Annotated in this window: 14 protein-coding genes and 3 tRNA genes; 4 read left to right on the top strand and 13 right to left on the bottom strand. The window is 38.6% G+C overall.

Annotation, left to right across the window (positions count from 1 at the left end):
• Positions 1-7: 7 nt before the first annotated feature.
• The 4 genes from ftsH to AC1DCY_RS20755 form a co-directional block, all read right to left on the bottom strand.
• Positions 8-2,029 carry an ATP-dependent zinc metalloprotease FtsH gene (gene ftsH / locus AC1DCY_RS20770; RefSeq protein ID WP_477353270.1) on the bottom strand — a complete coding sequence of 674 codons (2,022 nt, stop codon included), beginning with the start codon at positions 2,027-2,029 and terminating at the stop codon, positions 8-10.
• Between the two features lie 455 nt (positions 2,030-2,484).
• On the bottom strand, positions 2,485-3,027 hold the full coding sequence (gene hpt, locus AC1DCY_RS20765; protein WP_477353268.1) for a hypoxanthine phosphoribosyltransferase: 543 nt from the start codon (positions 3,025-3,027) through the stop codon (positions 2,485-2,487).
• A gap of 64 nt (positions 3,028-3,091) precedes the next feature.
• Positions 3,092-4,498, bottom strand: a complete 1,407-nt coding sequence (gene tilS, locus AC1DCY_RS20760) for a tRNA lysidine(34) synthetase TilS (RefSeq protein WP_477353266.1) — start codon at positions 4,496-4,498, stop codon at positions 3,092-3,094.
• Positions 4,499-4,526: 28 nt separating this feature from the next.
• Entirely contained in the window at positions 4,527-6,920 is a 2,394-nt protein-coding gene (locus AC1DCY_RS20755; protein WP_477353264.1) for a SpoIIE family protein phosphatase, read from the bottom strand.
• A 619-nt stretch (positions 6,921-7,539) separates the two neighbouring features.
• On the opposite strand from AC1DCY_RS20755, the gene AC1DCY_RS20750 reads away from it, so the two are divergent.
• The 3 genes from AC1DCY_RS20750 (at position 7,540) to AC1DCY_RS20740 (ending at position 7,778) form a co-directional block, all read left to right on the top strand.
• Positions 7,540-7,614, top strand: a tRNA-Gly gene (locus AC1DCY_RS20750).
• Positions 7,615-7,624: 10 nt separating this feature from the next.
• Positions 7,625-7,701, top strand: a tRNA-Met gene (locus tag AC1DCY_RS20745).
• Positions 7,702-7,706: 5 nt separating this feature from the next.
• A tRNA-Glu gene (locus tag AC1DCY_RS20740) sits at positions 7,707-7,778 on the top strand.
• A 71-nt stretch (positions 7,779-7,849) separates the two neighbouring features.
• On the opposite strand, the gene AC1DCY_RS20735 is transcribed toward AC1DCY_RS20740, so the two are convergent.
• A complete protein-coding gene (locus tag AC1DCY_RS20735) occupies positions 7,850-8,092 on the bottom strand; it encodes a hypothetical protein (protein WP_477353263.1) in 243 nt (80 codons plus the stop codon).
• A 94-nt stretch (positions 8,093-8,186) separates the two neighbouring features.
• On the opposite strand from AC1DCY_RS20735, the gene AC1DCY_RS20730 reads away from it, so the two are divergent.
• Positions 8,187-8,438, top strand: a complete 252-nt coding sequence (locus AC1DCY_RS20730; RefSeq protein WP_477353261.1) for a hypothetical protein — start codon at positions 8,187-8,189, stop codon at positions 8,436-8,438.
• A 122-nt stretch (positions 8,439-8,560) separates the two neighbouring features.
• Here the strand turns inward: AC1DCY_RS20730 and AC1DCY_RS20725 are convergent, their stop codons facing one another.
• From AC1DCY_RS20725 to spoVT, 8 genes are all read right to left on the bottom strand, one after another.
• Positions 8,561-8,989 carry a S1 domain-containing RNA-binding protein gene (locus AC1DCY_RS20725; protein ID WP_036215142.1) on the bottom strand — a complete coding sequence of 143 codons (429 nt, stop codon included), beginning with the start codon at positions 8,987-8,989 and terminating at the stop codon, positions 8,561-8,563.
• A gap of 134 nt (positions 8,990-9,123) precedes the next feature.
• Positions 9,124-9,588 carry an FtsB family cell division protein gene (locus tag AC1DCY_RS20720; RefSeq protein WP_477353258.1) on the bottom strand — a complete coding sequence of 155 codons (465 nt, stop codon included), beginning with the start codon at positions 9,586-9,588 and terminating at the stop codon, positions 9,124-9,126.
• Positions 9,589-9,605: 17 nt separating this feature from the next.
• Positions 9,606-10,097: a spore cortex biosynthesis protein YabQ gene (yabQ, locus tag AC1DCY_RS20715; RefSeq protein WP_460015230.1), complete on the bottom strand. Its 492-nt coding sequence runs from the start codon at positions 10,095-10,097 to the stop codon at positions 9,606-9,608.
• Entirely contained in the window at positions 10,094-10,393 is a 300-nt protein-coding gene (yabP, locus tag AC1DCY_RS20710; RefSeq protein ID WP_004229167.1) for a sporulation protein YabP, read from the bottom strand. The genes yabQ and yabP overlap by 4 nt, the downstream gene beginning before the upstream one ends.
• A 242-nt stretch (positions 10,394-10,635) precedes the next feature.
• Entirely contained in the window at positions 10,636-10,926 is a 291-nt protein-coding gene (locus AC1DCY_RS20705; RefSeq protein ID WP_132364343.1) for an RNA-binding S4 domain-containing protein, read from the bottom strand.
• Between the two features lie 4 nt (positions 10,927-10,930).
• The gene (gene yabN / locus AC1DCY_RS20700) at positions 10,931-12,391 is read right to left on the bottom strand and encodes a bifunctional methyltransferase/pyrophosphohydrolase YabN (RefSeq protein WP_477353254.1); all 1,461 of its coding nucleotides are present in this window, start codon (positions 12,389-12,391) and stop codon (positions 10,931-10,933) included.
• A 9-nt stretch (positions 12,392-12,400) separates the two neighbouring features.
• On the bottom strand, positions 12,401-14,023 hold the full coding sequence (locus AC1DCY_RS20695) for a putative polysaccharide biosynthesis protein (RefSeq protein WP_477353252.1): 1,623 nt from the start codon (positions 14,021-14,023) through the stop codon (positions 12,401-12,403).
• 150 nt (positions 14,024-14,173) lie between these two features.
• On the bottom strand, positions 14,174-14,710 hold the full coding sequence (spoVT, locus tag AC1DCY_RS20690; protein WP_477353250.1) for a stage V sporulation protein T: 537 nt from the start codon (positions 14,708-14,710) through the stop codon (positions 14,174-14,176).
• Positions 14,711-14,857: the final 147 nt, after the last annotated feature.

Below are 14,857 nucleotides of genomic sequence, written 5' to 3'. Positions count from 1 at the left end.
TCTCATATTAATCACGCTTTTCATCGATACCTTTTGGTGTATCATTCGATTCTCTACCTTCTTTAGGTAAATCAGCTGTTGTTGGATCCGGCTCATTGCTAAGCAATTCTTTTTGAACAGCCTGTTCACCAACTACATCCAATATTGGTTGAGCTTCAGCTTTAGGAGCTTCCACAACCGGTTCTACCTCTGGTTCCGGTAAGACACCGTGATCACGTAAGTGCTCGATTTCTTGCGCATTCAATGTTTCTTTTTGCATTAATGTGTTTGCAATTAAATCAAGTAAATGACGTTTTTCAGTTAGGATTCGTTTAGTACGCTCATATTGCGAATCGATAATTTTTTGCATTTCCTTATCAATTTCATAAGCGACTGAATCAGAGTAGTTTTGATCTGAATTAAAGTCACGACCAAGGAATACATTCCCACCCTGACTTGAACCAAACTGCATTGCACCAAGATTTTCACTCATACCATATTCAGTAACCATGGCACGCGCAATACTTGTTACCTTTTGGAAGTCGTTATGTGCCCCAGTTGATACTTCGCCAAGTACGATTTCCTCTGCCACACGACCACCAAGAAGTCCCGCAATACGGTCTAATAGTTCTTGTTTTGTTGTGAAGAAACGTTCTTCTTTCGGTAGCATAATCGCGTAACCTCCAGCTTGACCACGAGGAACGATTGTTACTTTGTGTACTGTATCTGCTTCATCTAGCTCTAAACCAACAACTACGTGTCCGGCTTCATGGAAGGATACAAGTTTCTTCTCTTTCGCTGAGTAAACGCGGCTAGCTTTTGCTGGACCTGCAATTACTCGGTCAGATGCCTCATCGATATCTGCCATATTAATTGTACGTTTACTTTTACGAGCCGCTACAAGTGCAGCTTCATTTAACAAGTTCTCTAAATCGGCACCTGAGAAACCTGGTGTACGTTGTGCAACAGCTGCTAAATCTACTGTATCTGCTAAAGGCTTGTTGCGAGCATGTACTTTTAGAATCGCTTCACGACCTTTTACATCAGGATGTCCTACTGTAATTTGACGGTCAAATCGACCAGGACGTAATAACGCTTTATCTAAAATATCTGGGCGGTTTGTTGCAGCGATAATAATAATACCTTCGTTTGCCCCGAAACCATCCATTTCAACTAACAATTGGTTCAATGTTTGTTCACGCTCGTCATGGCCACCACCAAGACCTGCGCCACGTTGACGACCTACTGCATCAATCTCATCGATAAAGATGATACAAGGTGCATTTTTCTTTGCATTTTCAAATAAGTCACGAACACGTGATGCACCGACACCGACGAACATTTCTACGAAGTCAGAACCTGAAATCGAGAAGAATGGTACGCCTGCTTCACCTGCGACTGCTCGTGCAAGTAATGTTTTACCTGTACCAGGAGGACCCACAAGTAAGATACCCTTTGGAATACGAGCACCAATTTCAGTAAATTTACGGTGATCTTTTAAGAAATCAACAACCTCTACAAGCTCTGCTTTCTCTTCATCAGCACCCGCTACATCTGTAAAACGAACTTTTTTCTTCTGATCGTCATAAAGTTTAGCTTTACTTTTACCAAAGCTCATCACTTTATTACCGCCACCTTGAGATTGACTCATTAGGAAGAAGAATAAGAAAATGATAATGATGAAAGGAATAATTCCTGTAAAGAACTGAATCCATCCACTTGTTTCTGGTGCTGTTAAATATTTAATATTACTATTCTTATCCTTAGCAGCCTCATCGATGCGGTCCATTAAAGATGGGTTATTGGTAGGGATGTTTGCAGTAAAGCTTTCTCCTTTTTCATATCCCTTCAATGTACCTTCAACGACGTATACTGATTTATCAGGTTGAATTGTAGCACTTGTTATTTCATTCTTATCTAGAGCTTCTATAAACTCGGGATAAGTTAACTCTTTCGTTGGTGAAGTTCCACCATTGAAAGTACCAAAAATACCGATAATCACTAAGAAAATCAGTAAATAGAATATGGTATATCGAAATATTCGATTCATCTCCAGCCTCCTCATTACAACAGAAAAATTATAAGTAAAATCTTAACATATCATGATTTCATCATACAACGAAAAGCCCTACATAAAAAAAGTTTCGTGCGATTTTTGTCGAAATCGAAACATATTTATGCATTTATTTACTATGTTCCAGCGTTTGTATCCGTTACTTCAGAACAATTTGCCTAGATTTTTTTGATTTATGATCGATTACGCCTCGGCATAATTGCGTCTGGAGGTTGTAGTCCAACAAATGTCTTTTGTGCGAAAGCGAAGCGGCAACAACAACAGATGTTGGCCACTCAGGCGTTTTCACAGGATGTGAAGTTCTTAGCCTAAGTTCCCCAATTTCAACGAGTGCTTGAACACCCGCTGAAGAAGTTAAAAAAAACATCTATGACCTACACTGGAGGCTCTTACTCTTCATAGCTGGTGTTCTTTCGTTGACTTCTTACTTGTTAGAAAGAATAAACTTCCGGCTTTAAAATGCCAATGTATGGTAAATTACGGTATTTCTCTGCGTAGTCTAAACCATACCCTACAACAAAACCGTCCGGTACTTCAAAACCAACATAATCAGCTGCTAAGTTTACTTTACGACCTGATGGTTTATCTAACAATGTAACGATTTTGATGGACTTTGCTTTACGGTATTTAAATAAGTCTACTAAATAGCTTAACGTTAAGCCACTATCAATGATATCCTCGATGATTAATACGTCACGCCCCTCAACGCTTGTATTTAAATCCTTTAGAATCTTTACTTCACCAGATGAAACTGTAGCATTGCCATAGCTAGAAACATCCATAAAATCTAGCTCAATGAAAGAATCGAAACGTTTCATTAAGTCTGTCATAAAAGGCATCGCTCCTTTTAAAACACCAACAGCTAACGGGAATGAATCTTTGTATTCCTCTGTCAATTGTCCTCCTAATTCAGCGATTCTTTCTTGCAATTGTTCTTCTGTAATCATAACTTTTTCGATGTCTTTTTGTAACATATCGATTCCTCCTCGGGTGTATAAAAAAATGTTCAACCATTTGCGGTGAAATTTTACAAAGACCTTAGTCTACGATGAGCACTGTATCATCGTTTGGTTGCGGAGAGGTTGAAAACAACATTCCCATACGCGCACCAATTACCGCTACGACCTCTTCAGATTGAGAAATCAGTACCGGCCAGCTATTCCGCTCATTTAAAGGAATCTTTTCATCTATAAAAAGGCGAGATAAGCGTTTTGGCTGATCCATTCCTTTTAACAGTATTCTATCCCCGTCCTTACGCGCCCTAACATAGAGTGGAAGTTTGAGTTTGCTAGCGTTAAAATAAAAAAGTTGTGCAGTATCCGTCAGCATTTCAGACGATAAATCAGGCAACTCGACTACGCATAAACGTTCACCATTTGTCAGCGTTGTCCACCCATTAGCAGTCGAAACAATTTTTTTCTCAGGAGAAGCTTGACCTTCTAATGGTTCTTTCTTCTGAATCGTTAATTTTCCGTAACGGCGAACTGCTATAAAATCTTCTGGTAAGTGAACTTCAGCATACCCAGCTGTCGTATCACAAAGCTTTGAAATTGAAGTCAATAAAGCATAACTTTGTATCGTATTTGAATCTTTGTAAAGATAGTTTAATAGTATTAAAATGAGCCTCCTTTGTAAAGCAAGTGGTACCAATTGAAGAGCCTTAATTTCCATGCTATATGTATTTCCGTCAATTCTTTCTACTGTTCTAGAAAATACATCCTCCGCTAATGTCATTAAATAGGCATCATCTTCTTGCAATTGTTTAGTAAAATGGGTTACTTGCTCTGTTACTCGTGGATTTTCTGCCTCCAACAAAGGCACCACATGATGTCTAAAACGATTGCGTACATAGGTGTCCTTAGCATTGCTAGCGTCTTCCCTATAATCTAAACCTTGCTTAAGTAAATATTCCCTTATTTCGGACTTTGTAACCGTTAAAAACGGACGAATTAATGTTTTTCCTTCAAAAATACGTTTTGAACGTATACCTTGCATACCATTTATCGTTGCATTTTTTGTCAGGGCCATTAATACTGACTCCAGTTGGTCGTCCGCATGATGTGCAGTTACAAGCTTGCTAGCATTTGTTTTTCCCATGACCTCTTTAAAATATTGATACCGCTCTCTACGACAAATAAGCTGTGTATTCCCATTTTCTGAAGCTATAATCTCTGGTATTGGAATTGCCTTTGCATATAAGTATACACCATTCTCATCACAATATTTTTGGACAAACGCTCTGTCCTCAGCAGATGCCTCTCCTCTTAGCATATGATCAACATGTACGGCTCCAATCGTAATTCCCCACTGCTCTTTTGTTTTGACAAAATAATGGAGCAAAGCCATTGAATCCACTCCACCCGAAACGGCGATGAGAAGATGATCGTCTTGCTGTAATAATTGCTCTTCTTCGATAAATTTTTTGACCTTTAATTCAAGTGACAAACGCTTCTCCTCCCCTTTTCGTTCTCTTTTATGATGAATTGCTCATAGAGTGTTGAACTGGCCTAAACACAGCCCATGTAGGTACAACATGTGTAACCTCTAACATCAATACAGTGCAATCGTCTTCAATGGCATAGTAAGATTGGAAGGATTGCATAATCGTTGTTAGTTTTTCCTGGATGGTTTTAGTAGTTCCTGCTACTTGCTGCGCATACGCTAAAAATACCTCTTCTTGCTCGTCCCAATCATCAACACTTGAAAATAATCCATCAGAGTGCATCAAAATCACATCGCCAGCTTTAAGCTTTCTTTTTTCAGCCTCGACTGCTGAAATGGATAAAAAACCTACAGGCGCTGCATTACTTTCAACCTTCAGCACCTCTTTCCCACGTAAAATGTACGTAGACATTCCCCCAGCCTTCCACGACCATAAATCACCGTGTTGTAAATCGACAAGTGCAAAATCAAGCGTTGCATACATATCATCTTGTTGCTTTAAGGACATGACATAATGCAACGTATGCATCGCAGTCTCTGGGTTCATATTGTAATTTAAACATTCTCGCATTAAATGTATTAACTTTCTACTCTCATGCTGTGCTTCTTTACTCTGACCCATACCATCTGACAATAAAATTGCAAATAGTCCTGGATGTAATTGAAATAAAGCATGGGAATCACCGGAATATAAGGTCGCTTCTTTAGACATGCTATATATATCATACTCTACTTCAAAGCTAATAGCTGATCTAAAGCTTACTTGAATGTGACGAAACGGTATATCACTTGCTACTACTTTTTCAATTTCAAATGGTTCTTCAAAAATATCATATAAAATGGGCAATATCATCCGTTCAGCTAATGATGTGTCTTCCTCCCAATTGACTCGTGCTGGTGCTAAAGCACAGACAATTTTTCGTGCTCCAGGCTTATTACTAAGCACATCTAGTTGAAAACATTCAATATGAGCATCTTTTAATCGTTGAGTAATGTCCTTCTCCACACTAACGAATGAAATAGTCTCTTCTTTCATCTCCGCTATTAACTGATTTAGATGATTGCTCATATCACGTAGCTGAAGCGCAATCATTTTCTTACCATGAAAATACTGACCATTAATGCGCTCTCTGTACAGCTCTGTTTCTAATTCTTCGAAAATTTTCGTTGATTTCACACATTTATAGCGTATTTGTTCTTCGACACGATGAATACCAGAATCCTTTCCAACGCCTTTCATATGAAACCAGTCTGTCATGAGCTTATCCATTCCGTTATTTTGCGCTCCCCAACAGCGATCATAGCGGAAACAACTTAAGCATGTATTCATCGGTGACACTTCCTTCGCCGCTTCTAATGGGGCGGTCATAAAACGCTCAAACACAAGCTCCTTCATAAACTGTACAAAATGCTGAAAATGTTCTAATTTAAACGTAACATGCTCTGTTAACCAATTTTGACGGGCTAGTAAGATCTCCTCACGCTGTGGAAACAGCTTGTCCCGCACCTTTTCGGTATATTTATTCGGGATGGTTAGAAAAACGATACTCCCAACAGCAATCGATGTAAAATAAACGCTATCTAACGGCAATGTTGCATCGTAAAATAAAAAAAACACACTTGGCAAGATGCTGCCAATTGCTACACCGAATCTTCCAACACGAGCCCCCATCCCGGCACACAATCCTGTTAAGGTGGCTACAGACAGCATACCCGTAAATGAAAGTTTTGCAACACCAATGAGAGTCCCGAGCACGGCTCCTATAACCGTCGCTAATGGTACACTTCCTACTAACGCACCGAAGCAAATGAATAGCTGCAATAAAAAAATGGGGAGTGAAAAATAACTAACAACTATCGCTTGCATCCCTGTAAGCATAGCAGCAAATACAACTAAACCAGAGCCTAACTTCTCATAAGTCCAATGACTCGTAAACCATTCATGAGAATTGACAAACAGCACTTGCATAAACAGCGTCATAATAAGAGCTAAAGCCGCTTCACAGCCTACATAAAATTGCACAAGCACCGGAGGTAAACCTTGATACATAACTCCCTGCCACATTATCTGCACAAGCAGTACCGCTAAAGATACTGCTATACTTTGTGGTAGCTGCCAATAACGGAAGCGCATAATACATTCATACATGACAATCTGCAATGCTAAAATGAAGACTTGTCCAAGACCAAGGAAAAAACAGCCTATCAAACCACCGAACAGAACATATTTGGCATATTCCTTATACTTCGTTCGAATAATTGCCCAAAAAGGTACTGAGAAAGGTACGGCCGCTTCAAATACAACAGACTGAGCTAAAAAGAAGGATGTTAAAAAAAATAAAGATCCTATTAACAACTGCCTTTTTTTCACTCCTAATTTCTGTTCGCCTACATTTGCCGTGTTATACCATTCAATACTCGTCATTTCACTATCCCCTTTCCGCACTTTTGGAGCTATTATAAGAAATTATGTATGGAAAGATTGTCTGACGGTGACAGAAAAAAATATAAACATTTCGACGAATACATATGCATAAATACGAGAAATGGCAACAATTTCTACTAAAATGATAAGCTGTACAAAGTTAGAACCATCTCTTTCTGTATAATTTGTTTAAAAATTACGAAAATTACACAACTCAGTTCCAGTATTGTCACTTAAAATACGTTACAAAATCTATGCCATAGAGGTTTAGTACATATTTAACCTTACTTTTTCAATGATCGATGCTCCCTATTTCTTCAAAATACTATAGCTAGTAGTTCGCTGATACTTTTCTACTTAAGAACAAAAGATTTGATAATTCCCCATCAAAAGGTTCATCCCCAAAGGTTGTGGATGACATTTGTTAAACGCATTCTATTTATCTTAATTCAGTACAAGACTACTTCTATAACTGGCCGCTTTGCTTTCGCCACACAAAACATTCGCTGAAAAAAGTTAAATAATTTATAAAACCATATATTTTTATTAATTTTTTTAAAAAAACTTCTTGACGATAGTTACAAAGGCATGTATTATATAACTTGTTGCTTAGCAAAATGCGGAAGTAGTTCAGTGGTAGAACACCACCTTGCCAAGGTGGGGGTCGCGAGTTCGAACCTCGTCTTCCGCTCCATAATCTTAATGGCGGCCTAGCTCAGCTGGCTAGAGCGTACGGTTCATACCCGTAAGGTCGGGGGTTCGATCCCCTCGGCCGCCACCATAGTAGGCCCCTTGGTCAAGTGGTTAAGACACCGCCCTTTCACGGCGGTAACACGGGTTCGAATCCCGTAGGGGTCATCTCAAATAGGCGTCTCAGAATAATTTCTGAGGCGCCTATTTTTTTGCAGGTTAATAGTACCTTTTAAGCTTTAAAGTTGAATACTAGAAATATCACATTTATTTTTTACTATCTGAGACTCGCACAGACAAAACCCCGTTGTTGCTGTCGCTTCGCTTTCGCACAGACAAAACCCCGTTGTTGCTGTCGCTTCGCTTTCGCACAGACAAAACCCCGTTGTTGCTGTCGCTTCGCTTTCGCACAGACAAAACCCYGTTGTTGCTGTCGCTTCGCTTTCGCACATAAAAACATTTGTTGCACCTAGACGGCTCATCAGGAAGCGCACAGTCCAAGTTATGGTGATGAGCTTAAAAATATGGCATACTAATAATGATAAAAAAGCGTGTAAACTAGGAGGTTTATTTCCTTTGGGTTCATTAACTAAAGCCGCTTTAATTTGCGGAAGTGGCTCTATGATTATTCTCGTATCCATTCTTATTAATTTACCATTTGCCGTACAAATATTTTTACTTCTCACAGGATTAGCGGTTAGTGTTTACGGTGTATTTTTACTTGTCAAAATGGTTGTTAATCCAGCTGAAAAGTCTTCAGAAACAATAGTAGAACAAGCACCCGCGCAAGCTCCTAAAAAGAAGAAAAGACCAACATCCACGTTGTAGGACGACACGTAGATCCTACTAGAAAAGTTATTATGACTTATAAAAAAAGGGATTAGCTTTATTAAAAAGCTAATCCCAACTCTATTTAACACACTTTTTCTACGATTAAAACAGTCAGCAAACTACCCTCTTCTAGCTCCGCGACCACCGCGTTTAGATTCTGTAGCACGTTTAAGTGTTGCTAGGCGTTCATCACTATCTTTTAAGAAACGTGCCATTTTTTGCTCAAAATTCTCTTTTGGCTGATGACGATCGTTGCGATCATTAGAACGATTATCGCGACGTGGACGTGCTGGACGCTCTGGTCTCTCTGCTTGAGGCTTTGCTTTACGGATTGAAAGACCGATCTTTCCGTCCGCTTCAACATTCATCACTTTTACTTCAACTTCATCTCCAACTTTTAGATGCTCATTGATATCTTTTACATAATTGTCAGCAACTTCACTGATGTGTACTAAGCCTGTTTTGCCGTCTGGCAGCTCAACGAATGCTCCAAAATTTGTGATTCCTGTTACTTTACCTTGTACCTTGCTGCCTACTTCAATTGACATAAAAAAAATGCTCCTCCTTAAAAATTAAGCGACTCATTTGAGTCATGTAATCAATTTAATCAAACTTTTTACTGCAATAAGTTTCTCTTTTCATTATATATAACAATAAAAGAGTGTCAACAATACATAGCTTTTCAGTCTTCTTTTTTACCTTTCTTTTCTGATACGCTGTCTTTTTTATCTTTTTTCTCCAGTATATCGCTTTTTTTATCTTTTTCGTCCGGTATAATGAAAATTATTTCACCTTCTTCGGATAAAAAATACTCTTTGCGTAATAGCTTTGCGATATACTCATCATCCTCTAGCTGTTTAATTTTAAGATTTAACGACTCTCGCTCATCTTTCAATTCAGAAAGACGCTCCTTCGCTTCAACCTTTTTCTCCTCTTTTACAGCTAGCGTTTCACTTTGATTCCAAAGTACATTTAAGAGAAAGGCAATAATGACGACTGGTACAATCGCAAAAAAGGTAATACGGCGCATTTTCCGTTTTCGCGCTTGAATTTTACGATTTATAGCTTTATCCGTGTTACGGACATAGTCATTATCAAGTTTAGTATAGTTTTGTTGGTCATCATTTGATGAACGACGTTTAGGCATGCCCGCACCTCCGAAAATTATTGTTGTCTTTTATTATACTTGATAAATCGAACTTTTTTAAAAAAAGTGTTGGACAAATACGAATAAATTTTGACAAAAGGTCTTAAAAGAAACGCTCCAATACTTATTAAGAGGTTAAAAATTTGTCGAATGATAGCACTTATTAATCGTATGATGAACCACAGGGGTCTCCAAGTTATATTCACCAAAACCCTTGCGACGAAACGTAAAAAAGTTTGAAAAAACGTTTGATACAAAAAAATTCCGGCTATTTGCGCTAGCGGGTCATAAGCCCGCCAAGCGCCATCTTTTAGCCAAAATAATAAATAGTATGTCAGGCCACCGAGCAGAATCCAGGTAAGTAATTCAAATACCATCATCCATCTTCGAAGGCTTGACCTTTTTGGAGTTGAAAAAACAATGAGCCTTACACTATCAATAATGAACCCGACTGCTATACCGCTCAAAACCATGACTAATAGCTGAACAAATTGTTCACTAACAATCATCCAAACAATTTATGAAGGAAACCTTTCGAGAAGCCACTTTCCTCCTCGTCGTACTGCAAAGTTTTTACAGTTCCTTCAAGTGTCAATAACCCTTTGTCAACATCTAAATGAACGATATGCAGTTCTTCTCCACGGATTAACAAATGCCCTTGGGACGTCTTGATAAAAAACTCTTCCTGATCAAAGCGTTCAATCGATTTTACAGAAGTCATGTCCATTCTTTTACGATTACGAATCGTTAAAATATGTTCTCCAGATGGAATTGTGTAACGGTTACTTTCTTGATGTAGCGTCATTTTTTTCCTCCTTTAGTCGTCCTAGCTTCTGTTCACTTTATGCGGACAACCTTCAAAGCATGACAACTTTATTAAAGTTGCTAACTTTTATCTTCATTCAGTAGATGATACCCATCCCTGAGGTGACAGAATGAATGCTCTTCAGTGGATGTCCAAACACCTACTGAAATAGAGGAACTCAGTCTAAGAACGCCACGTCCTGTGGCAACGACTGAATGACACTAAGATACCGTTACATTTCATCAGTCCTCGTCATCAATAAATTCAGGTTCTATTTTTTCAAGACGCTCTTCCTTCAAAATAGTAAACATTTTTGCGGCATCTTCTTTTTTCACCGTATCACGTAATTCCTCTACACGCGCTGTCACAATTTTTTGTCCAAAACGAATAGCTAGCTCATCGCCAGCTTTAACAGCACTACTAGCTTTCGCGACCTTATCATTGATCGTAATACGACCTTGGTCTGCTACTTCCTTCGCTAATGTACGGCGTTTAATTAAACGTGATACCTTTAAAAATTTATCTAATCGCATATTTTTACTCCTTTTCTAGCTGCTTCGCTTCATTCCAGAAAGCATCTAATTGTTCTAATGTATAATCAGAAAATGGCTTTCCACTTTCCTTTACCTTTGCTTCCACATAACCAAAGCGTCTCGCAAACTTCTCATTCGCATGTAACATAGCCTCTTCTGGAGATAGTTTGTAGAAACGCGCTAAATTCACAAGTGTGAACAAGACATCTCCAAATTCATCAAGACGTGACGCATTTGTACCTTTCGTCACCTCATTACGAAATTCCTGCCATTCCTCTGCAAACTTGTCCCATGCGCCATCTACATCAGGCCAATCAAACCCTACCTTCGCAGCTCTTTTTTGATAATTATATGCTGTTTGTAGAGCAGAGGACGCCCGGTATTCCTCTTTTAATAGCGGTTTATCACTTATACCCTTTTCTTCCGCTTTTATAACTTCCCAATTTGCTACAACACCCTCAGCATCTTCAACCGATACATCTCCAAACACATGCGGGTGTCGACGAATCATTTTTTCACTTATTGAAGCTAATACATCTTCTAATGTAAAGTAACCTTGATCTTCTCCGATTTGTGCATGAAGGAACACTTGTAACAGTACATCTCCAAGCTCCTCAATCATCGCAAAGTCATCCTCTGCATCTACTGCTGCCAAATATTCGTGTGCTTCTTCTAGTAAATATTTTTTCAATGACTCATGTGTTTGCTTTTGATCCCACGGACAGCCATTCGGACCTCGTAAAACAGCAATAATTTGACGGAAAGTTGTCCAGTCTCGTAAAGCGTCCTCTTGTGATTTCACAGGCGGCACATATACCGTTGTTAAATTGTCCACCTCAACGCTTTGGTCGAGCTCATAAAGTGGTACTGTCACTAATTTCTCCTGTGAAGAGCCCGCTGCTGTAACGACTGTAACAGGGTATTCGTCATCGTATTTCTCCATTAACGTTAGCTTTACTTCTGATGCACTAAACGTATCATATACTTGGGCTATTAAAATATGTTGACGCATGTTAATGTCATGCATAGAAAAGCTAGTGCCATCCAGTAGTTGAAAACCCTCAATTGGGTCGATTTTTAACGCGCCAAAAATTGGATCTAAGAAACTTTGTCCACCTTCAATGACTAGTTTTACTTTTCCCTCATCCGCAGCGGCAATAAGCAATTGTACAGTCTGCTCCGCGACAAGTGGATGCCCCGGTACAGCGTACATGACATCTTCATTTGCTGTAGCAGCCACAAGCCTTTCTGCAATTTCCTCATATACAGGCTGGAACGTATTATGTTTTTCATAGACTGCGTCAAAGCTTTCAAATTGTAAGCCCTCAGCTGATAATTCTTCTAATACAGGATGGTCCACTGTACGAACATATAATTTTCTAGCCGCTTTTAGTTTTTTATAGACCCCCATTTGCAGCTGATTAAAATCACCTGCACCCAGACCAATAACTGTTAAAGTATTCAATCAATCCACCTACTTCTTTCGATTTAACCATAATTGATAAACTGCCATTTTGCGCCCAAACGGTAGTAAATACCACTCTTTTTCGACTAGGACTCGTAACTTAGCAATTATTGTGATCATTACAAACGCTCCTAGACATACGGCTGAAAAACCTGCTACCACAGCGACAAATCGAGGTGATAAAAATCGGTCTAACAACGGTGGTATAATCTGTAGCCAAACTAGCACTACAGCCGCCATACTAATTGATGCAATCCCAACTTTTTTGTAAAAATTGGCTGGCGCTAATTGAATAGCAGTCATTCTTTTCAAATAAAAAATAAGCATTAGAGCAGTAAACAAAAGACCTATATTATTAGCAATAGCCGCACCTAGTACACCAAATAAACTAATTGTCAGCATATTCAATATTATTTTTAGTATAAAACCTATAATCAAAAATAAAGCCGGCTTTTTTAATTTCCCAAAGCCTTGCAAAATAGCTGTAAATGTTAAAATAATCGACAATGGCACAATTTGTAATACATATACCATAAGTACTTCCGACAGTGTATCTGTTTTAAAGAGCATTGCATTAATATAAGGCATAACGAGTATTAAGCCTAGAGATGCTGCCCACCCAAATAATACAGACGCTTTATACGTTAGTTGAATAAACGGAATTGCACTACGGCCTTCCTGTTTTTTGGACATATGCGCAACAAGAGGCACAATAGCAAGTGAAAGTGAAGAAGCAATGACGACTCCAAGCTGTACCAATGGCTGCCCACGGTCATAAACGCCTTTTGTTGCCTTAGCTACCGTCTGATCCATTCCACTATCTATTAATAGCGAATAAATTGTAAAAGAATCAACTAACTGATAGCCAAGTAACAATAAACCACTCATGCTTACACTTAAACTTAGCAATGTTACCTCTTTAATAATGGGAAAACTTTCGATACGTTGCTGTTGTTTCTTATCTTTAAATAGACCAAAACGTTTTTTAAACATCCACGCAAGTAATACAAAGCCTACAATTTCACCAATAACTGTACCTATGATGGCCATTTGGCCAGCACTATATAGTGATTCTGTCGTCTTCATAATGATAAAAGTTCCTGCTAAAATGATAGCTACTCTCACAGCTTGTTCAAGGACTTGCGCATAAGCAATCGGCTCCATAATGCCTCTCGATTGGAAGCCACCCTTTAAAATAGCATGAACTGGCATGACAAGTACTATAAATGAACCCGTCCGTATTAAAGGTGCAAGCTGAGTATCGCCCATGAGCTGTGCGATTATTTCAGCACCACCAAATAAAGCAACAAAAAACAACAACGATAGCACTGTTAAATAACGAAAAACAATACGCATAATACCGCTTCGTTTCTGATTTCGCTCTAGCGGATCTATAATACAATCATTATCTGCAAGCATTTTTGAAATAGCTACTGCAAATCCACTAGATGTCCATACGACGAAAATAGATATAACTGGATACACCTGCTGATAAATATAAAATCCTTCATCACCAACAAGATTTTGAAAAGGCACACGATAAATTGCACTAAGAACCTTCACAATAAGAGCAGCAATTGTAAGTAAAGCCGCGCCCTTCATGTAGCTTTTCATGCCAAAACGTTCCGACATAAATTGCCCTCTTTCCTTCTTTAACAATGCCAATAGTATAGCATATCTCCAAAGTTTGACGCGCGCGGGTAGCACTACCGTAAAACTATGTACGAAAAAAAAAGTTATTGTACAGCCTAAAAAGGTCAGCGCAATAACTTTCAATTCTCATCAACCATTCATTTGTTTAGCTAAGAAGTTGGCAGCTGTTTCAGCAACTTTCACTTCAACTTCACCGATAAAATGTACTTTAGACAAAATGATAATGCAGCCGATCGGATCACCGTTTACCATAATAGGTGTTGCACAATAAGACTTTACTTGCTCATATTGTCCAGGAACAATCTCGATAGTTGTTTCCATTTTTTCTATTTTTGTTGAACGTTCGTCCATAAAACTTTCCGCAAAGGATGTAATACGACGATTAATATACTCTTTCTTACCAATCCCTGAGACAGCAATTACTTCATCTCGGTCGGTTACAAACGCAGGAGTACCTAACGTTTCATATAATGTTTCTACATATTCTCTTGCAAATTCTCCCAAATCATTAATTGGAGAATATTTCTTTAAAATAACTTCGCCTTCACGGTCTGTATAAATTTCTAGTGGGTCACCCTCACGAATACGTAACGTTCTACGAATTTCTTTTGGAATAACCACACGCCCTAAATCATCAATACGACGAACAATTCCTGTTGCCTTCATTCTTAATCCTCGCTTTCGCTACAATGAAATTTTTTCAATTTTAGTATGGTTTTTTATGAAGCAATCTATGCAAAAACTGAAGAAAAAGGATTTCACATCCAACAATATTTTCAAAAAGTCCTTTAAACCTAAGCAAATACTTCTAAC

It is taken from the genome of Lysinibacillus sp. 10T31 (genome assembly GCF_056394365.1).
This window is presented reverse-complemented; position numbering and strand designations above follow the sequence as displayed.